Origin of the sequence: Mesorhizobium sp. WSM3859 (assembly GCF_002295065.1) — a bacterium.
Taxonomy (GTDB): Bacteria; Pseudomonadota; Alphaproteobacteria; order Rhizobiales; family Rhizobiaceae; genus Mesorhizobium.
In genome coordinates this window covers 1-22,958 of sequence record NZ_NSGG01000009.1, presented here as the reverse complement: position 1 = coordinate 22,958, position 22,958 = coordinate 1, and the positions used below count along the sequence as shown (strand labels likewise).

Annotated in this window: 19 protein-coding genes; 17 read left to right on the top strand and 2 right to left on the bottom strand. The window is 64.3% G+C overall.

Going from position 1 to position 22,958, the window contains the following annotated elements:
- Positions 1-2: 2 nt before the first annotated feature.
- Together CK230_RS19470 and CK230_RS19465 are read left to right on the top strand one after the other, a co-directional pair.
- Complete coding sequence (locus tag CK230_RS19470) at positions 3-1,502, top strand: sugar ABC transporter ATP-binding protein (protein WP_095818770.1); 1,500 nt, start codon at positions 3-5, stop codon at positions 1,500-1,502.
- 283 nt (positions 1,503-1,785) lie between these two features.
- Positions 1,786-2,682, top strand: coding sequence for a LysR family transcriptional regulator (locus CK230_RS19465; protein WP_095818769.1), 897 nt, complete (start codon positions 1,786-1,788; stop codon positions 2,680-2,682).
- An 18-nt stretch (positions 2,683-2,700) separates the two neighbouring features.
- Here CK230_RS19465 and CK230_RS19460 read toward each other — a convergent pair whose 3' ends face one another.
- Positions 2,701-4,197 (bottom strand): aldehyde dehydrogenase family protein, encoded by a 1,497-nt coding sequence (locus CK230_RS19460; RefSeq protein WP_095818768.1) that lies wholly within the window; start codon positions 4,195-4,197, stop codon positions 2,701-2,703.
- 142 nt (positions 4,198-4,339) lie between these two features.
- On the opposite strand from CK230_RS19460, the gene CK230_RS19455 reads away from it, so the two are divergent.
- From CK230_RS19455 to otsB, 10 genes are all read left to right on the top strand, one after another.
- The gene (locus tag CK230_RS19455; protein ID WP_095818767.1) at positions 4,340-5,083 is read left to right on the top strand and encodes a glucose 1-dehydrogenase; all 744 of its coding nucleotides are present in this window, start codon (positions 4,340-4,342) and stop codon (positions 5,081-5,083) included.
- Between the two features lie 27 nt (positions 5,084-5,110).
- The gene (locus CK230_RS19450) at positions 5,111-6,202 is read left to right on the top strand and encodes an isocitrate/isopropylmalate dehydrogenase family protein (protein WP_095818766.1); all 1,092 of its coding nucleotides are present in this window, start codon (positions 5,111-5,113) and stop codon (positions 6,200-6,202) included.
- A gap of 4 nt (positions 6,203-6,206) precedes the next feature.
- The gene (locus tag CK230_RS19445; protein ID WP_095818765.1) at positions 6,207-7,355 is read left to right on the top strand and encodes an alpha-hydroxy acid oxidase; all 1,149 of its coding nucleotides are present in this window, start codon (positions 6,207-6,209) and stop codon (positions 7,353-7,355) included.
- A 113-nt stretch (positions 7,356-7,468) separates the two neighbouring features.
- Entirely contained in the window at positions 7,469-8,302 is an 834-nt protein-coding gene (fghA, locus tag CK230_RS19440; protein WP_095818764.1) for an S-formylglutathione hydrolase, read from the top strand.
- Between the two features lie 163 nt (positions 8,303-8,465).
- Positions 8,466-8,918 (top strand): DUF2231 domain-containing protein, encoded by a 453-nt coding sequence (locus tag CK230_RS19435; protein ID WP_095818763.1) that lies wholly within the window; start codon positions 8,466-8,468, stop codon positions 8,916-8,918.
- Positions 8,905-10,251, top strand: a complete 1,347-nt coding sequence (locus CK230_RS19430; RefSeq protein ID WP_095818762.1) for a sorbosone dehydrogenase family protein — start codon at positions 8,905-8,907, stop codon at positions 10,249-10,251. Before CK230_RS19435 ends, CK230_RS19430 begins: the two co-directional genes overlap by 14 nt.
- A gap of 240 nt (positions 10,252-10,491) precedes the next feature.
- Positions 10,492-11,550, top strand: coding sequence for a glycosyltransferase family 4 protein (locus CK230_RS19425; protein ID WP_095818761.1), 1,059 nt, complete (start codon positions 10,492-10,494; stop codon positions 11,548-11,550).
- Positions 11,551-11,700: 150 nt separating this feature from the next.
- Positions 11,701-13,863: an amylo-alpha-1,6-glucosidase gene (locus tag CK230_RS19420; RefSeq protein ID WP_095818760.1), complete on the top strand. Its 2,163-nt coding sequence runs from the start codon at positions 11,701-11,703 to the stop codon at positions 13,861-13,863.
- A gap of 148 nt (positions 13,864-14,011) precedes the next feature.
- Positions 14,012-15,805, top strand: coding sequence for a trehalose-6-phosphate synthase (locus CK230_RS19415; protein WP_095818759.1), 1,794 nt, complete (start codon positions 14,012-14,014; stop codon positions 15,803-15,805).
- A complete protein-coding gene (gene otsB, locus CK230_RS19410) occupies positions 15,802-16,584 on the top strand; it encodes a trehalose-phosphatase (RefSeq protein ID WP_095818758.1) in 783 nt (260 codons plus the stop codon). The genes CK230_RS19415 and otsB overlap by 4 nt, the downstream gene beginning before the upstream one ends.
- 10 nt (positions 16,585-16,594) lie before the next feature.
- Here otsB and CK230_RS19405 read toward each other — a convergent pair whose 3' ends face one another.
- Positions 16,595-17,626, bottom strand: a complete 1,032-nt coding sequence (locus CK230_RS19405) for a hydroxyacid dehydrogenase (protein ID WP_095818757.1) — start codon at positions 17,624-17,626, stop codon at positions 16,595-16,597.
- Positions 17,627-17,771: 145 nt separating this feature from the next.
- Here CK230_RS19405 and CK230_RS19400 point away from each other — a divergent pair, with 145 nt between their 5' ends.
- From CK230_RS19400 to CK230_RS19380, 5 genes are all read left to right on the top strand, one after another.
- Positions 17,772-18,845 (top strand): LacI family DNA-binding transcriptional regulator, encoded by a 1,074-nt coding sequence (locus tag CK230_RS19400; protein WP_095818756.1) that lies wholly within the window; start codon positions 17,772-17,774, stop codon positions 18,843-18,845.
- A 77-nt stretch (positions 18,846-18,922) separates the two neighbouring features.
- Complete coding sequence (locus tag CK230_RS19395) at positions 18,923-19,912, top strand: substrate-binding domain-containing protein (protein WP_245429977.1); 990 nt, start codon at positions 18,923-18,925, stop codon at positions 19,910-19,912.
- Between the two features lie 66 nt (positions 19,913-19,978).
- The gene (locus tag CK230_RS19390; protein WP_095818754.1) at positions 19,979-20,971 is read left to right on the top strand and encodes an ABC transporter permease; all 993 of its coding nucleotides are present in this window, start codon (positions 19,979-19,981) and stop codon (positions 20,969-20,971) included.
- The gene (locus CK230_RS19385; RefSeq protein WP_095818753.1) at positions 20,968-21,744 is read left to right on the top strand and encodes an ATP-binding cassette domain-containing protein; all 777 of its coding nucleotides are present in this window, start codon (positions 20,968-20,970) and stop codon (positions 21,742-21,744) included. The genes CK230_RS19390 and CK230_RS19385 overlap by 4 nt, the downstream gene beginning before the upstream one ends.
- Position 21,745: 1 nt before the next feature.
- Positions 21,746-22,600 (top strand): sugar phosphate isomerase/epimerase family protein, encoded by an 855-nt coding sequence (locus tag CK230_RS19380; RefSeq protein ID WP_095818752.1) that lies wholly within the window; start codon positions 21,746-21,748, stop codon positions 22,598-22,600.
- Positions 22,601-22,958: the final 358 nt, after the last annotated feature.

Sequence of the window (22,958 nt, the reverse complement as noted above, 5' to 3'; positions counted from 1 at the left end):
CGATGTCGTACGCCAACATCATCGAACTCAAGGACGCGACCAAGGCGTTCGCGCGCATCCCGGCGTTCAAGAACGTCAATTTCGACCTGCGCAAGGGCGAGATCCACGCGCTTCTGGGCGAAAACGGCGCCGGCAAATCGACGCTGACCAAGGTCATGGCCGGCGTGTTCAAGCTGACCGAGGGCAAGCTGTTCTTCGACGGCAAGGAAGTGTCCTTCGCCACGCCCGCCGAAGCGCTGCGCGCCGGCATCGCCATGGTGTTCCAGGAGACCAACCTGGTGCCGGCGATGACCGTGGCGCAGAACCTCTATCTCGGCGAAGAGAAGATGTTCAACCGGCTGCGCGGCCTCTACATCCAGGCGCGCCAGTTCCTCGCCGGCATGGGTTTCCAGGTCGACCCGACCGCGCAGGTGAGCACGCTGGGCGCGGCGCACAAACAGATGGTGGAGATCGCGCGCGCCGTCCATCACAAGGCCCGCGTCATCATCTTCGACGAGCCGACCGCGACGCTGACGCCGGAAGAGAAGCGGCATTTCTTCAACCTTCTGCAGCGGTTGGTGAAAGAGGGCATCGCCATCATCTTCATCACCCATGCGCTGGAAGAGGCGCTCGCCGTCGCCGATCGCATCACCGTGATGCGCGACGGCGAGATCGTCGCTTCGGGCGAGGCCAAGGGTTTCACCCGCGCCTCGATCGTGCAGGCCATGGTCGGCCGCACGCTCACCGAAACGCTGCATGGCGAGGTCAAGCGCACCGCGCGGCCCTATGGCGACAAGGTGCTTTCGGTCGAGAACCTCTCCTGCGCCGGCCTGGTGCGCAACTCGTCCTTCTCGGTGTTTTCGGGCCAGGTCACCGGCATGTTCGGGCTGGTCGGTGCCGGCCGCACCGAGATGGCCAAGGTCGTCGCCGGCCTGTTGAAGCGCAACATCTTCCATGGCGGCGAAATCCGCCTGCTCGGCAAGTCGGTACGCTATCGTGTGCCCCGGCCGGCGGTGCGCGACGGCATCGTCTATGTGACGGAGGACCGCAAATTCGACGGCTTCTTCGAGACGATGACGGCGGGCGAGAACCTGCAGATCGGCGAGCTGGCCGACAACTCGAACCCAGTGTCGATGGTTTCGATGTCGCGCGCCAGGGAGCTGGCCAAGCAGTGGGGCGAGCGTCTGAGGCTGAAGCAGATCAGCGATCGCGCCCGGATGATCGAGCTCTCCGGCGGCAATCAGCAAAAGGTCGTGATCGCCAAGTCGCTCATCCAAAAGCCTAAGCTGGTGATCTTTGACGAGCCGACACGCGGCGTCGATGTCGGCGCGATCGTCGAGATCCATCAGCTCATCAGCGACCTTGCCGATCAGGGCATGGCCGTCGTCGTCATCTCGTCCTATCTGCCGGAAATCCTTGCGGTTTCCGACCGCATCCTGGTCGTCAAGCGCGGCCGCGTGGTCGAGGAGATGATGCTGTCGGACGCGACCGAGGAACGCGTCATGTTCGCCGCGGTCCACTAAGGTGTGTTGATATTCAGGTGAGGCCGGCCTGCAAACGGTGGCTTCCTGCGCTTCCGGTGCTCACATACTTTAAGTACGCTCCGCTCCGGTTCTCGGAAGCCACCTTGTTTGGTCGCTTCGCGCCCGTCTTTGACTCCGACTCGGCCTGACCTGAATCTCAACACATCTTGAGCGGGAAGAGATTTGCTGGCTAAACCCGACCGGCGCCTGAGCCGGCCTATTGCCTTGCAATCGCTTCCGCGTCTGAATAGGGCAGGATGTCAGATCACCTGCCCGAGCGGACATGTCCAGCATCAACCTCAAACTTCTGCAGACGTTCCTGCTTGCCGCGGAAAACGGCAGCTTCCGTCGTGCTGCCGAAGAGAGCAACCGCTCGCCATCGGCCGTCTCGATGCAGATACGCGACCTCGAGGAGCAGATCGGCATCTCGCTGTTCATCCGCACGGCGCAACGCGCCAGCCTGACGCCGGAAGGCCAGGTGCTGTTCGAGGAGATCGCCAATGCGATGTCGCAGGTGCAAACCAGCCTCGACCGGCTGACCGAGATCGCCGCGCGGCGCAAGGGCAAGGTGCAGATCGCCTGCGCGCCGACGCTTGCGGCGAGCCGGCTGGGCGACATATTGGCGACGTTCAAGCTGCGCTATCCGCGCTCGATCGTCGAGGTCATCGAGACCCCGCCGCAGGGGGCACTCGCGCTGTTGCAGCAGCAGGAGGTCGAATTCTACATCGGTCCCGAACTGCCGAACCTCAACGACTTCCTGTTCGAGTCGATCCTCGACGATCCGCTGATGGCCTGCATCCCGACGGAGACCTATGGCGGCGAAAAGAAGCTCAATCTGTCCGATCTCAAGCGCTTCCCGCTGATCCTGCTCAACCGCAAGACGGCGGTGCGCGGCCTTCTCGACCGGCTGACGGCGGCGGAAGGGATCGAGCTCAAGCCGCAATACGAGGTCGAAAGCGCGCAGACGGCGGTGGCGCTGGTGTCGTCGGGACTGGGCGTCTGCGTGGTGCCGGGCATCGCCATCTCACGCAATGACGAGCGCATGCGGGTGGTGCCGATCGACCATCGCGACGCCCACCGCGCCGTCGGCATCATCACCGCGCGCGGCTATGTGCACCACTCCTTCTCAGAACAGCTGATGAACCTGATCCGCACCAATCTGCGCGAGCTGGCGCACTGACTGTTCCGGGGCGGATGCTTAGTCGGTCTGGATCCAGACCGCCTTGGTTTCCAGATATTCGTGCAGATGCTCGACGCCGCCCTCGCGGCCATAGCCGGACATCTTCATGCCGCCGAACGGCACGGCCGGATCGATGGCGTGGTACATGTTGACCCAGACCGAGCCGGCCTTGACGCGGCGCGCGAGCTTGTGCGCGGTGCCGAGGTTGGTGGTGAAGATGCCTGCCGCCAAGCCGTAAGGCGTCGCGTTGGCGCGCGCGACCGCCTCGTCCAGCGTGTCGAAGGGCATGGCCGAGATGACTGGCCCGAAGATCTCTTCCCGCGCGATGGTCATCTTGTCCGACACCGCGCCGAAGACGGTCGGCGCGATGAAGTTGCCGCCGTCATAGAGCTCACCCGTCAGCCGCGAGCCGCCGGCGACCAGCCTGGCGCCTTCTTCGCTGCCGGCCCTGATGTAGCCTTCCACCTTGCCGGCCTGCCTCGCATTGATCAGCGGGCCGATCTCGGTTTCCGCCTCGATGCCGTGGCCGATGCGCAGCTCGCCGGCGAACTCGGCGACCCGGCGCACGAACTCGTCGTGGATCTCGCGCGCCACGAACAATCGCGAGCCGGCGATGCAGATCTGGCCCGAATGCACGAACACCGCCATCGCCGCGACCGGCACGGCCTTGTCGATATCGGCGTCGCGGCAGACGATGATCGGCGACTTGCCGCCGAGCTCCAGCGAAACGCGCTTGAGGTTGGCAACGCCGGCCCGGGCGATCGCCTGGCCGGTCAGCGTCGAGCCGGTGAAGACGATCTTGTTGACGTCCGGGTGCTCGGCGAGCCGCGCGCCGGCCTCGGCACCGATCCCGGTGACGATGTTGACGACGCCGTCGGGCACGCCGGCTTCCTGCATCAGCTTCGCGATCAGGAGCGGCGTCAGCGATGCATCCTCCGACGGCTTCAGCACCATGGTGCAGCCGGTGGCGAGAGCCGGCGCGATCTTCCAGATCGAGGCGGCGGTCGGCGCATTCCAGGGGATGATCGCGCCGACGACGCCGACCGGCTCGCGCCGGGTGAAGGTGACGATCTCGCCGGGGATCGAATTGTCGATCGCCTCGCCATGCAGCGCGGTCGCCATGCCGCCATAGAAGCGCAGCATGCCGATGACCCGGCGCCGGTTGGCCAGCGTACGCGTGATTGGCAGCCCCATGTCGAGCGTGTCGGAGACGCTGAGCTCTTCCCAATGCTTTTCGAAGAGGTCGGCGATCCTGAGCAGCACGCATTGCCGCTCGTAGGGCGAGAATTTCGACCAAGGCCCCTCGAACGCGGCCCGCGCGGCGGCCACCGCCGCGTCGATATCGGCGGCTCCGCCGCGCGGCACCGTCGCCAGCACCTCGCCAGTCGCCGGGTTCAGCGCCTGCATGACCTCGCCGGACTGCGCCGCGACCCACTTGCCGCCGATGAACATCGGCCGGAATTCGCCATGATAGAGCGTCGTGGCCTTCGCCCTCGGGTCGAAGTTCAGCGTCATCGTCTCCTCCTCACGAATTCCGAGGCGACTATTACTCCCGGTTCGGGTGACCTCAAACAAGGAAAGCTAAAAGGGCGTTCAGATAATCGGACTGTGCAACGCGCGCGTCTTCCCCGATGTTGCCGGCAACGGAGGAACAGATATGAGACTTGCTGGCAAGATCGCCATCGTCACCGGTGGCGGGTCGGGGTTTGGCGAAGGCATCGTCAAGAAATTCCTCGAGGAAGGCGCATCGGTCGTGCTGATGGACCGCGACGAAGCCGCGGCTTCGCGCGTTGCTGGCGAAGCCGGCGACAAGGTGCGGCCGATCACGGGCGACGTCTCGACGCTGGAGAGCTTTGTCGCGGCCGCTGACCTGGCGCGCTCTGCCTTCGGCGGGCTCGACATACTGGTCAACAATGCCGGCGTCGCGCAGCCGCCGCTGCCGTTGGAGACGATGGACGAAGGCCTGTTCGACCGCATCGCCAACGTCAACCTGCGCTCGATCTACAACGGCGCCCGCGCCGTGGTGCCGCATTTCAAATCGATCAAAGCGGGCGCCATTCTCAATGTCGCTTCCACGGGCGGCGTTTCGCCGCGTCCGAACCTCACCTGGTACAACGCCTCGAAGGGCTGGGCGATCGCCGCTACCCGCGCCATGGCGGTGGAACTCGCGCCGTTCGGCATCCGCGTCAACGCGATCAACCCTGTCGCCGGCGACACGCCGCTTCTGTCCACCTTCATCGGCTCGGGCGAGGAAAACCGCGCCCGCGTCGTCGCCACCATTCCGATCGGCCGGCTGTCGACGCCGCAGGACATGGGCAACGCCGCCGCGTTCCTGTGCTCCGACGAAGCCAGCATGATCACCGGCGTCGACCTCAATGTCGACGGCGGCAAATGCATCTGAATATTTGCGGTTCCTGAGGGATTGGCGATGAAGGATGTCTATCAGATCGCGGTCGTGCATGGCGACGGCATCGGCCCCGAGGTTTGCGCCGCGGCCGTTGAGGTGGTGAAGGCCGCGCTCGGGCCGGGCTGCCCTTTGCGGTTCACCGAATACCCGGCCGGCGCCGAGCATTTTCTGGAGACCGGACAGAGCTTTCCCCAGCCGACCTTCGAGGCGTGCCGGGCGGCGGATGCGATCCTGCACGGCGCCGGCGGCCTGCCGGGCGTGGTCTATCCGGACGGCACGGAAGCCGGGCTCGACTTCACGCTGAGGCTCCGCTTCGAGCTCGACCTCTATGCCAACATCCGCCCGATCAGGCTCTTCGAAGGGGTGACCAGCCCGCTCACCGGGGTGAAGGCCGGCGACATCGACTACGTCATCCTGCGCGAGAACAGCGAGGGGCTTTACGCCGCGCGCGGGGCAGGGGCGCTGCTGCGCGGCGAAGTGGCGGTCGACACACTTGTGCAGACGCGCGCCGGCATCGAGCGCATCGTGCGCAAGGCCTTCGAGCTGTCGCGCCAGTCGAATGGCGCGCCGCGCGACGGGGTTCGCCGGGTGACCTGCTGCGACAAGGCCAACGTGCTGCGCAGCTACGCTTTTTTCCGCTCCGTCTTCGACGAGGTGGCGAAAGACTATCCCGACATCGAGACGGAACATGCGCTGGTCGACGCCATGGCCATGCACCTCGTGCTGAAGCCCGGCCATTTCAACGTCATCGTCAGCGAGAACATGTTCGGCGACATTCTGTCGGACCTGGCGGCGGCGACGGTCGGGGGCATGGGCATGGCGCCCTCGGCGGAGGTCGGCGACGCGAATGGCTTCTTCCAGGCGGCGCACGGCTCCGCGCCGGACATTGCCGGCAAGGGGATCGCCAATCCCTACGGGACGATCCTGTCGGCGGCGGCAATGCTCGACTGGCTTGGCCGCGGACATGGCGACGAAAGGCTGCTGCGGGCCGCAGAACAGATCCGCCGTGTGACCGAAGCGTGCCTGGCAAACGGGCTGCTCAGCGCCGATCTGAAGGGAAAATCATCGACCGCCGAGATCACCGGAAACGTCTGCGACCGGCTCGCGGCCTGAGGCGATGGGGCGGCTCGATCGCTACGTTTCGGTGGAGGATTTCCGCCAGCTGGCGCGCCGCCGGCTGCCAAAATCCGTCTTCGAGTTCGTCGATGGCGGGGCGGGTCAGGAACTGACCCTGCGCGACAACCGCGCCGGCTTCGAACGCATCCGCCTGCTGCCGCGCGTTCTGACCGACGTATCCCACCCGGATTTGGCCACGACGCTGTGGTCGAGGACCTATCCAACGCCGCTGGTGATCAGCCCGATGGGGTCCTGCGCACTGGTTCGCCCTGGCGCCGATATCGCGATTGCCAAAGCGGCGGCGCCGCGCGGCATTCCCTACACGCTGTCGACCATGGCGACGACCGGCATCGAGCGGATGGCAAGGGCCGTCCAGGGACCGCTCTGGTTCCAGCTCTATGTGCTGAAGGATTTCGATTTCAATCGCCGACTGGTGCGGCAGGCTGAAGAGTTCGGCTATTCGGCGCTGGTCGTCACCGTCGATCTGCAGACGGGCGGCAAGCGCGAGAAGGACCTGAGGAACGGAATTTCGATCCCGCTCAGGCCTTCTTTGCGGCACATGATCGAAGGGATCGCGCATCCGGGATGGTCGTTTCGCCTGCTTCGCGGCGGCCTGCCTCAGTTCGAGAATGTCCGTGGTTACCTCGGCGATACCAGCGCGGGGCTGACGATCGCGGCGCGCGTCGGCCGCAATCTCCATGCGGGTTTCGACTGGGACGACTTCCGCACGATCCGTGACTGGTGGAAAGGGCCGCTGATCGTCAAGGGCGTCCTGCATCCGGACGATGCCGCGAGATTGATCGGGGAGGGCGCGGACGGGGTTTGGGTGTCCAATCATGGCGGCCGCCAGCTCGACGGCGCTATATCGAGCATCGACGCTATCGGAGCCGTGCATGCAGCTGTGGGCGGCCAGGCTCCGATCCTGATCGACTCCGGCATCCGCACGGGCATGGACGTCATCAAGGCAAGGGCCCGCGGAGCGACGGCCTCGGCAGTCGGCCGCGCCGCTTTGTTCGGTGCGGTGGAAGGGCAGGCCGGTGTTGAGCGGGTGCTTGATATCCTGCTCGAGGAAATCGCAACTGGCCTGAAGCTTTGCGGGGTCCCCGGTTTTCAGCAGGTCGGCCCGGACCTGATTTCTCCGGCAGGCTAACCGTAGACGGCACGGCTCCGCCGCGCCGTCCCTATGGTTTTGCGAGGCGCGAGGTTGCGCAGGCCCTGGCCGACGGCTATGCCCGGGCCGGATTCCTGACGAGGGCAGAACTGATGAAGGTCGTTTCCACCTCCAAATCGCATGGCGGCATCCAGGGCGTCTATTCACGCGCTTCGAAGGTCTGCGCCTGCGACATGACCTTTGCGGTGTTCGTGCCGCCGCAGGCCAAGGACCGGTTGCTGCCGGTCCTCTGGTATCTGTCCGGACTCACCTGCACGCACGCCAACGTCATGGACAAAGGCGAGTACCGACGGACGGCATCGGAACTCGGGCTCATCGTCGTTTGTCCCGACACCAGCCCGCGTGGGCCGGATGTTCCAGACGAAAAGGACAATTGGCAATTCGGCTGCGGCGCCGGCTTCTACCTCGATGCGACGCAAGAGCCTTATACGAAGAACTACCGGATGTATTCCTACATCGCCGAGGAATTGCCGGCGCTCGTTGCCACCAATTTTGCGGTCGACATGTCGCGCCAGGCCATCTTCGGCCATTCGATGGGAGGACATGGCGCGCTGACGATCGCGCTCAAAAATCCCGAGCGCTATCGGAGCTGCTCGGCCTTCGCACCGATCGTGCAGCCCTCGACGGCCGGCTGGTCGCGGCCCGCTTTAGAGAAGTACCTCGGAGCGGATGAAAGGAGCTGGCGCGCCTATGACGCGACGCTGCTAATCGAGGACGGCAAGCGCTTCCCGGAATTTCTCGTCGACCAGGGCACGGCAGATGGTTTCCTGCAGGATGGCCTTAGGCCATGGCTGCTGGAAGAAGCCTGCAGGAAGGCAGGCATCGATCTGACCCTGCGCATGCAGGAAGGCTATGACCATTCCTACAATTTCATTTCGACCTTCATGGACGATCATCTGAAGTGGCATGCCAGCCGTCTTAAGTGACATTTGCAGAATGCGCACCGCCGCAATCGAACAGTCTATTCCGGGTCAGCCGTGACTGAAGGGATATCGGTGTTCACCTTCCGGTGAGCGCGCGAATTTCCGGCGGAACATTCCTCTTTTCGCGCTGTTAAGCCCAAGCAGCAGCGCGGAAAGGAGCTCCCGCATGCACAATCCGCGATCTACGGCAAGCATAGCCGGCCATCCCATCCATCCCATGCTCGTCACCATCCCCATCGCCTGTTTCGTCGGGACCTTGCTCACCGATATCGCCTATTGGCGGACGGCCGAAATGACCTGGGCCAACTTCTCGGCCTGGCTCCTGACCGTTGGCGTCATCGTCGGAATACTGGCCGCCATAGCGGGGCTTACCGACTTTCTTGGCGGCCGCAGGATACGCGCCCAGCCGACTGCGTGGCTGCACATGGTCGGCAACCTCATCGCGCTTGTTCTGTCCTTCTTCAACATGCTGATCCATACGAGAGATGCCTGGACATCCGTGGTGCCGACCGGGCTGATCCTGTCGGCGCTGGTGGTGATCATCCTGATCTTCACGGGCTGGCTCGGCTGGGCGCTGGTCTACCGCCATCACGTAGGAGTGGCCGATGAGACGGTTTGACAGCGCGATCAGATGGCCGATCGCGGCCCTTTGCTGTGCGGCGGTGCTGAGCATTGCCGGCTGCAGCGACGACAACACCGATCCGAACGCGCAGATCGGCCCGAACCCGAAACTGCCGGAGATAAATCAATACCTGTTCCCGCCAATGCACCTGGCCTCGGTGGTCGGCTGGAAAAACGATGAAAAGCCGACCGTCGCGCAAGGCCTGCAGATCGAGGCGCTGGCTAAGGGGCTTCAGCATCCGCGCTCGCTTTACGTGCTGCCCAATGGCGACATTCTGGTGGTGGAGTCCAAGGCACCGGATGAAGCATCGGTCAAGCGGCCGAAGGATATCGTCATGGGCTGGGTCGAGGGCTGGGTCACCTCCGGCGGCGATACCGGGCCGAGCAACCGTATCACGCTGCTGCGCGACACCAATGGCGACGGCAAGCCGGATTATCAGGGCGTGTCCCTCGACCATCTCAACTCACCCTTCGGCGTGGCGCTGGTCGGCACCGACCTCTATGTGGCCAACACGGACGCGATTGTGCGCTATCCCTACCAGCCGGGCGATACGAAGATCACGGCACCCGGCAAGGTGCTGACGGAACTGCCAGGCGGGCCGATCGATCACCACTGGACGAAGAGCCTGGTGGCGAGTCCGGACGGCTCATTGCTCTATGTCGGCGTCGGCTCGAACAGCAACATCACCGAGAACGGCATCCAGGCCGAAAAAGACCGCGCCGCGATCTGGGAGGTCGACCGCGCCACCGGCCGCTGGCGCATCTTCGCCAGTGGGCTGCGCAACCCGAACGGGCTATCGTTCGAACCGGAAAGCAAGGCGCTATGGACGGTGGTCAACGAGCGCGACGAACTCGGACCGAACCTCGTGCCGGACTATATGACGTCGGTGAAGGACGGCGCCTTCTATGGCTGGCCCTACAGTTATTACGGCCAGCATGTCGATCCGCGTGTGATGCCGCAGCGGCCGGACATGGTGGCCAAGGCCATCCCGCCGGACTATGCGCTGAGCTCGCATGTCGCGCCGCTCGGGCTTGCCTTCTATACAGCGAACAACCTGCCGCAATCCTATCGCGGCGGCGCTTTTGTCGGCGAGCATGGCAGCTGGGACCGCTCCCAGTTCAATGGCTACAAGGTGGTTTTCGTGCCGTTCAGCGGCGGGCATCCGAACGGCATGGCGCAGGATGTCGTCACCGGCTTCCTCAACGACAAGGGCGAGGCGAGAGGCCGTCCGGTCGGCGTTGCCGTCGACAAATCCGGCGCGCTGCTGATTGCCGACGATGTCGGCAACACGGTGTGGCGGGTCACCGCGGCGGCGCCGGGGTCGACGTAAGGAAAGGCATCCTTCGATACTCCCGCCCGGCCTGGCCGGTCAATTGAACGGGTGTCGTAGAGGCGCGATAATCCGGCCGGAAACAGTGAGATCCCGCGCAGGAGACTGTGGCTTCTGGCGCGGAGACCCTGGGTAAAGCGCGGCGCGGCAAAATCGGCGGCCAACGGCACCTCGACAAATTGGGCAGGAACGATCTGGCGGCTGACGCATTTTGCTTCGCGTCAACAACTGAGGGACCCGATGCGCATTGCCCATGTCGCGCCGCTCTATGAATCGGTGCCGCCGAAACTCTATGGCGGGACCGAGCGGATCGTCTTCTACATCACCGAGGCGCTGGTCGGGCTTGGCCACGATGTGACGCTGTTCGCGAGTGGCGACAGCGAGACCTCGGCGCGGCTGGTATCCGCGCGTGACCAGGCCATACGCCTCGACCCGCGGCCGAAGAAATCGGAGATCGCCGCGCATCTGGCGATGCTCGCCGATGTGCGCGCGCGCGCCCAAGAGTTCGACGTCATCCATTTCCATCTCAGCCACTTCCTGCATTTTCCGTTCTTCGAAGAGATCGCGGGGCGGACGGTGACGACGCCGCATGGCCGGCTCGACTATGTGGATCTGGCGCCGGCCTATAAGCGCTTCCCGCGTTTCCCGATGATCTCGATTTCACACAGCCAGAAGCGCGGTCTGCCCGACGCGAACTGGCTCGCCACGATCCATCACGGATTGCCGCTCGATGCCTACCAACCGACTTACGAGCCGCGAGCCGAAGAACCATATCTAGCCTTCCTCGGACGGCTGTCGCGCGACAAGCGGCCGGACCGCGCCATCGAGATCGCGCGCCGGACCGGATTGAAGCTGAAGCTGGCAGCCAAGATCGGCGACGACGACCGCGCCTATTTCCACGACAACATCGAGGCGCTCATCGACGGCGATCGCATCGACTATGTCGGCGAGATCACCGAGGACGAGAAGGCTGCGTTCCTCGGCAATGCGGCAGGCCTGCTGTTCCCCATCGACTGGCCGGAGCCGTTCGGCCTCGTCGCGATCGAGGCCATGGCCTGCGGCACGCCGGTGATCGCCTGGGCCCAGGGCGCCTTGCCGGAGATCGTCGATAATGGCGTCACCGGCTTCGTCGTGCACAGTGTGGATGCCGCGGTCGCGTCGATGCCGGCGCTTCTCGATCTCGACCGGCGGCAGGTGAGGACGGTGTTCGAGAAAAGGTTCTCGGCGGCAAGAATGGCAAGCGACTATGTTGCTGCCTATATGCGTCTGACCGGCATGCCGGAGGCGAAGGCCTCCTGATCTTGATGCCTGGAGCCGGATGTTTCGGGTCTGTTCGACCTGAATCTCAATCCGGCTCTAAATCAAAGAGACAGAGCATAATGTCGTCCGAAAACCGCTTCACACTTTTCGGCATCATGCTCTAGGGCGGGGCAAACGAAGAGGTGACGAATGATGGAGCTCGACGAGCGCAAGCTCGATCCTGCCGTAGCCCTTTCTTCACTCGACGAAACGGCGCCGCGCGAACCGCACCGGCTTTTTGCCCTCAAGCAGGGCGATTGCTTTGCCGTCGCCGACGCCTATGGCGATATCAGGGGGTCGGGCGACGGCTTCTTCCGCGACGACACGCGCGTGCTCTCCGAATTCCGGCTGACCATCGGCGGCAGGCAGATGTCGCTGCTCGGCGCTTCGCTCAGCCAGGACAATGTGTTGTTCACGTCCAACCTGACCAACCTGCCGATCCAGAGCGCCGCCGGTCGCGACATCCCGCAGGGCGCGATCCATATCGAACGCGTGAGGCTGATCTGGCAGGACAGGCTTTTCGAGCGGATCACGCTGTCCAACTACAGCCGCGAGCATTCGACGATCACCGCCTCGCTGCATTTCGCCGCCGATTTTCGCGACATGTTCGAGGTGCGCGGCTCGACGCGGGTGAAGCGCGGCACGACACATGTCGCCAAGACCGACAAGACCTCGGTGCTGCTCGGCTATGATGGCCTTGACGGCCTGCCGCGGCTTTCCGCAATCTCCTTTTCGCAGGCGCCAGACCAGCTGAGCGACAATCGCGCCGATTTTCTCATCGCGGTGACCAAGCGCAGCCAAAAAGTGCTCTATGTCGAAGTCGGTCCCGAGGTCGCCAATGCGCCCGACCGCGACCGCTTCCGCGCGGCTGCGGCGCGGGCGCGCTTCGGCATGCGCGCCAAGCGCAGGCATGGCGCCACGGTGCACAGTTCGGGCCGCGTCTTCAACGACTGGGTCGAGCGCGCCCGCGCCGACGTGGCACTGCTCACCACCGAGCTTTCGACAGGACCTTATCCCTATGCCGGCATCCCGTGGTTCTCGACGGCGTTCGGCCGCGACGGGGTGATCTCCAGCCTGCAGATGCTTTGGCTCAATCCGGGACTGGCGCGCGGTGTGCTGGCATTTCTGGCCGAGCACCAGGCGACCGAAACGTCGCCCTTCTCGGATTCCCAGCCGGGCAAGATCATGCATGAGACGCGTAAGGGCGAGATGGCGGCGCTGCGCGAGCTTCCGTTCGGGCGCTACTATGGCGGCGTCGACACCACGCCGCTCTATATCCATCTGGCTTCCGCCTATGCCGACCGCACCGGCGACATGGCCTTCATCGACAAGCTTTGGCCTTCGCTCAAGGCCGCCGCCGAATGGACGGAGGAGGCGAGCCGCGCCACCGGCTTCGTCACCTACCAGCGCGCCGCCGAGTCAGGCCTCGCCAACCAGGGCTGGAAGGACAGTTTCGATTCAGTGTTCCACGCCGACGGCCGCATCCCCAAGGGACCGATTGCGCTGGTCGAGGTGCAGGGCTACGTCTTTGCCGCCTTTCGTGGCCTGGCGGCTCTCGCGCGCCGCCGCGGCGAATTCGCGGACGCCGAGCACTGGGAGAACCGTGCCGAGGAAATGCGGGTGGCCGTGGAACGGGATTTTTGGCAGGACGACATGAATTTCTACGCCCTGGCCATCGATGGCGAAGGCCAGCCCTGCAAGGTCCGGACGTCGAATGCCGGGCACCTGCTTTTCGTCGGGCTGCCGCAGCCGGAGCGCGCCAGGCTGGTCGCCGACCAGCTCCTATCGGCCTCCTTCCATTCCGGCTGGGGGCTGAGGACGCTTGCCGACGACGCGGTGTTCTTCAACCCGATGTCCTACCACAACGGCTCGATCTGGCCGCACGATACTGCGCTCTGCGGCGTCGGCCTGGCGCGTTACGGCGAGCGCGACAGCGTCGTGCGGCTGATGAGCGGCACGTTCGAGTCGGCCGTGCATTTCAACATGCGGCTGCCGGAACTGTTCTGCGGCTTCGCCCGGGCTCCGGGCGAGGCGCCCATCGCCTATCCCGTGGCCTGCCTGCCACAGGCCTGGTCGGCCGGTTCCACCTTCATGCTGATGCAGGCCTGCCTTGGGCTCGAAATCGACGGCTGGGAGGGCGAATTGCATGTCACGCGGCCAAGACTCCCGATCGGTATCGACACGCTCACGATCAGGCACCTGACGGTCGGCGACAAAGCGGTCGATCTCACCTTCCAACGGGTCGGCGACCGCGTTGCCGCCTTCTTGCCAGACAGGCATGAAGGCCAGGTGCCGCTGATTGTGCGAACGTAAATAAAGCGCTGCAACCCCGCGTCCAACAATCGAAAAGTGTCGGAACTGATCGCTGGTTCGTGCGTTGCAGACCTAAGCCGGTCTGCCCGTCCGCGGCCGGCACGAACGAAAACAATGAACGGATGGCCGGAGGCAACCTGGCATTTCAATGACACAATATGGCGTCGACCTGCTATTGGTCCTTATTCTCGCAAGCCTCGGACTGTCCGCACTAGCGATTTTCATTTCGATATCCCGATACCGTCGCAGCCATCCAAGGGGGTCGGCCATGTCGGGTTCCGGCGACGACTCCGGCACCGAAGCCGCGCGCAAGGTGCTGCGCGAATTCGAGAAGAATGGGCAGTCGGTCGATGCGGCTCTCGTTAGCTGGTCGCCTGATACCCTGCGCAAGATCCTTGCCGAGGACCTGCCGGATGCGCAGGTCATCGTGGTCTCCAATCGCGAGCCCTATATCCACAACGAGACCAAAGGCGGCGAGGTCGAGCTCGTCGTGCCGGCGAGCGGGCTGGTCTCGGCGCTGGAGCCGATCACGCGCGCCTGTGGCGGCACCTGGATCGCCTATGGCGGCGGCACAGCCGACCGGACGGTGGTCGACGGAAACGACCGTGTGCAGGTGCCGCCCGGCCATCCCTCTTATACGCTGCGGCGGGTCTGGCTGAGCGACGACGAATATCAGGGCTACTATCTTGGCTTTGCCAATGAAGGCCTGTGGCCGCTCTGCCATATCGCTTTCACGCGGCCGATTTTTCGCGAGTCGGACTGGGAGGCCTATGAAGCCGTCAACCGCAAGTTTGCCGACACGGTGGTTGCCGAAGCTCGCAACGAGCGACCGATCGTGCTTGTCCAGGACTATCACTTCGCGCTTTTGCCGCGAATGATCCGCGAGCGTCTGCCCGAGGCGATCATCATCACCTTCTGGCATATTCCCTGGCCGAATTCTGAAGTGTTCAGCATATGCCCGTGGCGCGAGCGCATCCTGGACGGTCTGCTCGGCAGTTCGATCGTGGGCTTCCATACCCAATACCACGCCAACAACTTCACCGAGAGCGTCGACCGCTTCATGGAAAGCCGCATCGAGCGCGCCGATGCCGCCATTTCCTATGGCGGCCAGGTGACGCTGGTGCATTCCTATCCGATCTCGATAGAATGGCCGGACGATCTCCTGAAAGCGCTCCCCAGCGTCGAGGAATGCCGGCTGCGCGTGCGCAAGCGGCACAGGATTCCAGCCGGCGCCAAGCTGTGCGTCGGTGTCGAGCGTCTCGACTACACCAAGGGCATCCTCGACCGCTTCCGTGCGCTGGAGGAGCTGTTCATTCGTCATCCTGAAATGGTGGGTAAAGTCGTGTTCCTGCAGGTCGCGGCGCCGAGCCGGGGTACGTTGCCGGCCTACAAACAACTGCACGAGGAATGTCTGCGCTGTGCCGAGGAGCTTAACCAGCGCTACGGCAGCGAAACCTACCGGCCGGCGGTCATGGTGGCCGAGCATCATTCGCAAGCGGCGGTCTATGAACTCTATCGCGCCGCCGACGTCTGCCTTGTCACCAGCCTGCATGACGGCATGAACCTGGTCGCCAAGGAGTTCGTCGCGTCGCGCGACGACGAGCAGGGCGTGCTTTTGCTCAGCACCTTCGCCGGCGCTTCGCGCGAGCTGCTGGAGGCTCTGATCGTCAACCCTTACGATGCGGCGATGATGAGCGAGGCGATGCTTCAGGCGCTGACGATGGGGTCGGACGAGCAGCACGAGCGCATGCGGCGCATGCGCGAGATCGTGCGCGACAACAATGTCTATCGCTGGGCCGGCAGCATGCTGCTCGACGCGGCGCGGCTGAGGAAGCGCGGCGACCTGGATCGAGTCACGGCCCTATACGAGCGGCCGGCAGGCCCCACCGGCGACAATGTCGTCCCCATGTTCGAACGCAAACAGGCAGTCGGATTCCGATGAACATCCAGGCAGAACTCACCCCGCCGCTTCCAGAAGGCCGGTGGGCGCTTTTCCTCGACATCGACGGCACCTTGCTGGAGCACGCGGCGCATCCCGACGCCGTCTCGGTCAGCGAGGAGTTGCGTGATCTCCTGCAGACAATCGAGCGGCGGTTGGACGGTGCGCTCGCCTTCATCACCGGCCGCTCGATCGCGGCCGTCGACCATCTGTTCGCCCCCTTGAAACTCCGGATTGCCGGCCTCTACGGGCTGGAGCACAGGCTTCTGCCGGACGGACCTATCGAGGCCGCCGACGCGCCGGCGGATATGGCGGCACTTGCCGACGAGATCGAACTGGAGCTGGCAAGCCAGGCCGTCTATGTTGAACGCAAGGGGCCGGTGCTCGCCATCCATACGAGAGCCGCGCCGCAGCTTCTTGCGCGCGCGACGGAGCTGGTCGAGGCTGCGCTTGAGCGCCTGCCGAAGGGCTACCGCGTGATCGCGGGCAACGCCGGGGTCGAGCTGATGCCGCTCGAAGCCGCCAAGGGCGCCGCGATCCGGCGCTTCATGCAACTCGATGCTTTCACCGGCAGGCGTCCGGTGTTCCTCGGCGACGATACGTCCGACGAGAACGGCTTCGAGACGGTCAACGCCGCAGGCGGGATCTCGATCCGCGTCAAGCCGCAGGGCGAGACGGCTGCCCGCTTCGCCATTGAAGATGTCGCCAGCGCGATCGCCTGGCTCAGGGCTAATTTCGGGCAGCCGGCAGGCCATGCCTCGAGAGGTGATCTCGTCGCCTGACGCTGCAGCCTCAGTTCCTGTCGACGGGTTTCGACCGCATCCGCGAGACCGTCTCGCGCTCGGCGCGCTTGGAGCGCAGCGGCGGCAGGCCTCGGTCGACGAGATCCATGTCCTCCAACACCATGTCGCCCATGCGCTTGAAGGCGATATCGAGTGCGCCGGCGCGATGAGCCGAACGCAGGAAGTTGGGTAGAGCGCGGACGGGATGATCCTGCGCCAGCGGCTCTTCCGGGAAGACGTCGCTTGCGGCGACGATGTGGCCGCTCTTCACCGCTTGCATCAAGGCCTCGAAATCAACCACGCCGGCGCGGCTGAGCAGGATGAAGGCGGCGCCCTTGCGCATTTTGGCAAAAGAGTCCGCGCCTAGGAAACCCTGGTTCTCACTGGTGACCGAAGCGACGACGAAGACGAAATCGCTTTGCGACAGCACCTCCTCCAGCGAGGCCGGCTCGACACCATTGTCGACCAGGATCGACGGCGGCAGCCACGGATCGTAGACTTTCGTGCGGGTGCGGAAGCCGCTCAGCAGGCGATTGAGGGCGCGGCCGAGATCGCCGAAGCCGATGATGCCGACATCGGCGCCGGAGAGGAGCCGCGCGGTCTGGTTGCCGTCGCCGCCCCACAGTTCCTTGCCCTGCCGGAAAGCGAGGTCGGCGTCGACGATGTTGCGCGCGAGATTCAGCGCCATGGCGAGGCCAAGCTCGGCCACCGGCTCGGCAAAGACAAGACCACTGGTGACGACGTGAATGCCGCGCGCGAACAGCGTCTCATAGGGCATGTTGTTGAGGAGGTTGGTCTCGACGTTGAAGATGCAGCGCAGCGCCGTCATTTTCTGCAGCGTTTCCGAGGCGATGGGCGGCTGGCCAACGATGTAGCGCGCTTCGGCAAGCACATCCGGCGGCAACTTTGCGACGCCTTCCGGCGTTGTCTCGACGATGCGATATTTTTTGCGAAACAGCGCCAGTTGCGGCGGCGTGAAGATCAGGTCGAGCGTGCGCGGTTCGGGTGCGCTGATGACCAGCGGCAAGGCCTTGTCGGACATGTCGTTCCTCCCGGACGCGATTGGATCGCGTCAATCACATCTTCGAGTCTTACCCACGATGAAACGATTTACAAGAACGAAAAATCGATTTATCGGTTAGCTAGCGGGACAGCAAAATCGGCTGCCTGCCCTCGGGAGGAGGTCAATGGCGCAACAGGAAGCCCCGCAGCGGCGCCCGTCGATCCACGACGTGGCAAGCCATGCCGGCGTGTCCGCGGCAACCGTCTCCAAGGTGCTGTCCGGCGTCACCACGGTCAAGCCGGAGAATGCGCAGCGCGTCCTCGATGCCGTCGAGCTTCTGGGTTACCGCGTCGACCCGCTCGCTTCCGACATGCGCAGAGCCAAGCGCCGCATCATCGGCGCCATCATGCCGGAATTCGAAAGCGAGTTCTTTGGCCAGATGGTGAGCGAACTCGAAGGCCTCGCCGAGCAGCGCGGCTATACGCTGGTCGCTGCCTCCAGCCGTGAATCGGAGCAGCGCGAGAAGGAGATTCTCGCCCGCATGCATGACTGGCGCGTGGCCGGTGTCGTGCTGGCGCCGGTGCGCAACGAGCACGGGCCGGCGGCTGCCTTCATGAAAGCAAACGGCATGACTGGCGTGCTGATCGATCGCGTGCTTGCCGACGATGCCTTCGACACCGTTTCAGCAGACAGCGCGGCTGCAAGTGCCGAAGTGGCGCGCGCGCTCATCGTCCAGGGCCATCGCCACATCCTTGTCGTCGGCCTCGGCCAGCAGGCGGCGACCGTTCGCGCCCGCCTCGAAGGGTTTCGCAACACGGCGCTCGAGCTTGTGCCCGACATCCGCATCGACGTCGTGCTTTGTGAAAGCGACGTCGAGCCCTTGCGGATGCTGCTGCGCGACTACTTCAGCAAGCGCGAAGCAGGAGCCGACCGGCCAACGGCAGTCTATTCGCTCTTCCTCAAGGGCACGCTGGTGGCGCTGTCGGAATTCCGGCGACGCGGCTGGCATTGCCCGAACGACATTTCGCTGGTCGGCTTCGACGACGCCGAGTGGATGCAGGTGACATGGCCGGCAATTGCCGCCGTGGTTCAGCCAGTCCACGAGATTGCCGCCAACGCGATGGAGGTTTTGTTTCGCAGGATTGAAGGCGAGGGCGGACCGCCGAGAGCGCGGCTCGAACCTTGCAAGGTGTTGATGCGGGAATCGGTTGGCTCGCCAGGCAGCGTCCCGCATTCCGGGGGAGGAGACCGACAATAGCCCCCATTGTCGACAACGGAAGGACGGTGCCGGCCTGGCCAAGGCATCCGGCACGCCAGATCAGAAGGAGGACTGGAATGACATCGCTTACCCTGAAGATAAATCGATTTACCCTAGCATTGGGCGTAGCTCTGGCGTTTTCGGCCGTCGGCGTCGCCAAGGCCGAGGATGGCGAATATGGCGTTCTGATGAAGACGCTGGCCAATCCGTTCTGGGGCGCGATGGCGCAGGGCGTCGCGGACGGCGCCAAGGAAGCCGGGGTGAAATATTTCCAGCAGGCGGCAGAGAGCGACCAGGCGGCCGAGCCGCAGCTGAACCTCTGCAACACCATGCTCGAGCGCAAGCCGGTGGCGATGATCACCGCCGCCATCAACTCGACCAATCTTCTGCCCTGCCTGAAGTCGGCGCAGGACGCCGGCATCAAGATCGTCGACCTCGACAACAATCTCGATCAGGCGGTGCTCGACAAGGAAGGCGTCAAGGTTACCTTCCATATCGGCTCCGACAACGTGGCCGCCGGCGCACAGGGGGCTGAATATCTCGTCTCCAAGCTCGGCAAGGACGCAAAGGGGCCGGTGCTGGTGATCGAAGGCCTGTCGGGCAACATCACCGGCGAGAAGCGCGCCAAGGGCTTTGCCGACAAGCTGAAAGAACTGGCGCCGGGGCTGCAGATCGTCGCTTCGCTGCCGGGCGATTGGGATCGCAACAAGTCGGCCTCGATCGCCACCGACACGCTGACGGCGCATCCCGATCTTGTCGCGATTTTCTGCGCCAATGACACCATGGCGCTGGGCGCCGTGGAATCGATCTATGCTGGCGGCAAGGGTGAGCAGGTGACGATCATCGGCGTCGACGGCAATTCCGACGCGGTGAAGTCGATCAAGGAAGGCCGCCTCAATGCCTCCGTGGCGCAGCTTCCCTATCTCGTCGGCAAGCAGGCAGTCGAGAACGTCAAGAAGGCGCTGGCCGGCGATAAGGTCGAGGACAGCATCGCTGTCCCCACGCTGGTGCTGACCAAGGACGTGATCGACGCCGGCAAGGAGCCGATGCTGCAATATGTGAAATAGTCCTCCCGGACAGGCTGGCGCGGGTCTACCCTGCGCCAGCCAACTTTTTGCGAACAGCGAGGCAAGATGGCTTCCGAAACGACGCAGCCCGGCTTCTGGGCTCGAGTGCAGCGCGCATCCGTCGAAAGGCTCCACATCAGGCTGGAGTCGCTGGTGGTGCTTCTGGCGCTGAGCGCGGCGATGGCGCTGATGTCGCCCTATTTCCTGTCGCTCAGCAACTTCCTCAATATCCTCCTGGCCACCTCGACCATCGGCGTGCTGGCCATCGCCGCCACCTTCGTCATCGGCTCGGGCGGGCTCGACCTGTCGCTGGGCTCCGTCATGGGCCTCGCAGGTGTTATGGGAGCATTCGTGGTCGTCAATCTCGGCTGGCCGACGGTCTTCTTGGTGATCGCCTGCATCCTGGCCGGCGGCATCGCCGGCCATATCAACGGGCAGTTGGTCACCCGCGCCTTCGTCCCGGCCTTCATCGTCACGCTCGGCATGCTGGGCCTTGCGCGCGGGCTGGCGCTGGTCATCTCGCAGGGCAGGGCGATCTACGGTCTGCCGCCCGAGATCGTCTATATCGGCCAGGGGCGGCCGTTCGGCATCCCGATGCCGGTGATCATACTGGTGCTGACGGCGATCGTCGCGCATGCGGTGCTTGCCTATACACGCTTCGGCCGTCACACACTGGCGCTAGGCGACAGCGAAGGGGCGGCGCGCGCGGCCGGCATCCGCGTCGAGCATCACCGTCGCATCATCTACACGCTCTCCGGCGCGCTGGCTGGGCTCGCCGGCCTGCTCTTCACCGCCCGCGTCAACGCTGGCGATCCGACCGCCGGCATCAATTACGAGCTCACCGCGATCACGGCGGCGATCATTGGCGGCACCAATTTGTTCGGCGGCCGCGCTTCTATCCTCGGCACAATGATCGGCGCGCTGATCATGGGCGTGCTGCAGAACGGGCTGACGCTGCTTGCGGTGCAATCCTACTACCAGCAGATGGCGATCGGCGCGGTGCTGATCCTGGCCGTGTTCATCGACCAGTACCAGGTGCGGAAGGAGTCACGCGTATGACCCTGCTTTCGCTTCACGGCATCCGCAAGAGTTTCGGCGCGGTTGACGTTTTGCACGGCGTCGACCTCTCGGTCGCGGCCGGCGAGGTGGTCGGGCTGGTCGGCGACAACGGCGCCGGCAAGTCGACGCTGATGAAGACCATCACCGGCATCTACCGCGCCGACTCGGGCTCGATCGAATTCGACGGCAAGGACATTCTTGCCCTCGATCCCGGACAGCGCCGCCAGCTCGGCATCGAGATGATCTATCAGGATCTTTCGCTGGCCAAGCAGCAGGACGTGGCGTCGAACATCTTCCTTGGGCGCGAGCCGACGAAACGGCTGTTCGGCCTGTTCCCCGGCTTCGTCGACAAAGGCGAGATGGACCGCCAGGCCGCAAAAATGATCGAGCGGCTCGGCGCGCATCTGCCGTCGATCAACCGTTCCGTCGGCTCGTTCTCGGGCGGCCAACAGCAGACCGTGGCGATCGCCCGTGCGCTCACCTTCAACCCGAAGCTCGTCATCATGGACGAGCCGACGGCCGCACTTGCCGTGCGCGAGGTGCAAAGCGTGCTCGACCTCATCCGGCGGCTGAAGTCGGAAGGCATCGCCGTCATCCTGATCTCGCACCGGCTGAACGATGTGCTGTCGGTCACCGACCGCATCGTGGTGCTGCGGCACGGCAGGGCGGACGCCGATCTCGCCACCGCCAGGACCAATATGAACGAAGTCGTCAGCCGCATCGTCGGCGGCGGCGACATTGCCGCCGCGGCGGCGCATGAGCAACGAGGCTGATATGAATACCTTCGGATTGCACACTTTCGCCATCGCTCCGGTCTGGGACCTTGCCCGCATCGAGCCGCAGATGGATCGGCTGAAGGAACTCGGCATCGGCCTGATGGAAATCCCGCTGCTGCGCCCCGAGGAGATCGATACCAAGCGCACGCGCGGCTTTGCCAATCACTATGGCGTCCAGCTTATCCCGTCGCTCGGCCTGCCGCGCGCGCTCGACGTGGTCGAGCGGCCGGACGAAGCGCTCGACTTCCTGCAGCCGGCTTTCAAGGTCTGCAACGAGGTCGGCGCCGAGGTGCTTGGCGGCGTCACCTACGGCACGATCGGCAAGACCACCGGACGGGCGCCGACGCAGCGCGAGATCGACGGCATGTGCCGCTTCCTCGAACGGGCAGCGAAGTCGGCGAAGTCGCGGAGCCTGAAGCTCGGCATCGAGCCCTGCAACCGCTACGAGACGCATCTGATCAATCGCGGCATCGACGCGGCGCGGATTATCGAGCGGGTCGGCGTCGACAACATCTTCATCCATCTCGACACCTACCACATGCATATCGAGGAAGAGAGTTTCGCCGCCGGCTTCGAGGCGGCGGCGCCCTATCTCGGCTATGTGCATGTGTCGGAAGCCAATCGCGGCGTGCCGGGGCGCGGTATGCTCAACTGGGCGGCCTGCATGAAAGCGATCGCCGACATCGGCTATGAGGGGGCGATCACGCTCGAAAGCATGAACCATGTCGATGTCGACATCGCCGGCGGTCTCGCGGTGTGGCGGCCGGTGGCGGAAGACCCGCGCGACGTGATCGAGGTCGGCCTGCCGTTCCTGCGCGAGGAAGCGAGGAAGGCGGGGCTGACGCTGGGGTGAGCTCATTTCTTCCCCTTGTGGGGGAAGGTGGCCTCGCGAAGCGAGGTCGGATGAGGGGTGTTCCAGGGAACACCAACGTCTCACTCCGCTGGAACACCCCTCATCCGTCTCGGCGCTGCGCGCCGATCCACCTTCTCCCGCAAGGAGGGCTTTGCACAGAATCGGATCGGTGATTCCATGCGGATATCCGGCAAGGAGGATTCGCGATGGTCGATCGAGTGCTTGGTCAGCTGAGCCTAGCGGACGGTTTTGCGGCGTCGGATGAGACGATCTTCGACCTGATAGCGAAGGAACTGGACTGGGCGCCGATCCGAACCTTGCTTGGTCAGCGCAGCGGTCCTGGCTCTGGCAACACCAG

Bases quoted from the DNA above. Each gene is read 5' to 3' on its own strand.
- CK230_RS19390 (WP_095818754.1), top strand. From the start codon at position 19,979: ATGGCTTCCGAAACGACGCAGCCCGGCTTCTGGGCTCGAGTGCAGCGC.
- CK230_RS19435 (WP_095818763.1), top strand. From the start codon at position 8,466: ATGCACAATCCGCGATCTACGGCAAGCATAGCCGGCCATCCCATCCAT.
- CK230_RS19430 (WP_095818762.1), top strand. From the start codon at position 8,905: ATGAGACGGTTTGACAGCGCGATCAGATGGCCGATCGCGGCCCTTTGC.
- otsB (WP_095818758.1), top strand. From the start codon at position 15,802: ATGAACATCCAGGCAGAACTCACCCCGCCGCTTCCAGAAGGCCGGTGG.
- CK230_RS19405 (WP_095818757.1), bottom strand. From the start codon at position 17,626: ATGTCCGACAAGGCCTTGCCGCTGGTCATCAGCGCACCCGAACCGCGC.
- CK230_RS19450 (WP_095818766.1), top strand. From the start codon at position 5,111: ATGAAGGATGTCTATCAGATCGCGGTCGTGCATGGCGACGGCATCGGC.
- CK230_RS19460 (WP_095818768.1), bottom strand. From the start codon at position 4,197: ATGACGCTGAACTTCGACCCGAGGGCGAAGGCCACGACGCTCTATCAT.
- CK230_RS19380 (WP_095818752.1), top strand. From the start codon at position 21,746: ATGAATACCTTCGGATTGCACACTTTCGCCATCGCTCCGGTCTGGGAC.
- CK230_RS19425 (WP_095818761.1), top strand. From the start codon at position 10,492: ATGCGCATTGCCCATGTCGCGCCGCTCTATGAATCGGTGCCGCCGAAA.
- CK230_RS19385 (WP_095818753.1), top strand. From the start codon at position 20,968: ATGACCCTGCTTTCGCTTCACGGCATCCGCAAGAGTTTCGGCGCGGTT.
- CK230_RS19415 (WP_095818759.1), top strand. From the start codon at position 14,012: ATGACACAATATGGCGTCGACCTGCTATTGGTCCTTATTCTCGCAAGC.
- CK230_RS19465 (WP_095818769.1), top strand. From the start codon at position 1,786: ATGTCCAGCATCAACCTCAAACTTCTGCAGACGTTCCTGCTTGCCGCG.
- CK230_RS19455 (WP_095818767.1), top strand. From the start codon at position 4,340: ATGAGACTTGCTGGCAAGATCGCCATCGTCACCGGTGGCGGGTCGGGG.
- CK230_RS19445 (WP_095818765.1), top strand. From the start codon at position 6,207: ATGGGGCGGCTCGATCGCTACGTTTCGGTGGAGGATTTCCGCCAGCTG.
- CK230_RS19395 (WP_245429977.1), top strand. From the start codon at position 18,923: ATGACATCGCTTACCCTGAAGATAAATCGATTTACCCTAGCATTGGGC.
- CK230_RS19420 (WP_095818760.1), top strand. From the start codon at position 11,701: ATGATGGAGCTCGACGAGCGCAAGCTCGATCCTGCCGTAGCCCTTTCT.
- CK230_RS19400 (WP_095818756.1), top strand. From the start codon at position 17,772: ATGGCGCAACAGGAAGCCCCGCAGCGGCGCCCGTCGATCCACGACGTG.
- fghA (WP_095818764.1), top strand. From the start codon at position 7,469: ATGAAGGTCGTTTCCACCTCCAAATCGCATGGCGGCATCCAGGGCGTC.
- CK230_RS19470 (WP_095818770.1), top strand. From the start codon at position 3: ATGTCGTACGCCAACATCATCGAACTCAAGGACGCGACCAAGGCGTTC.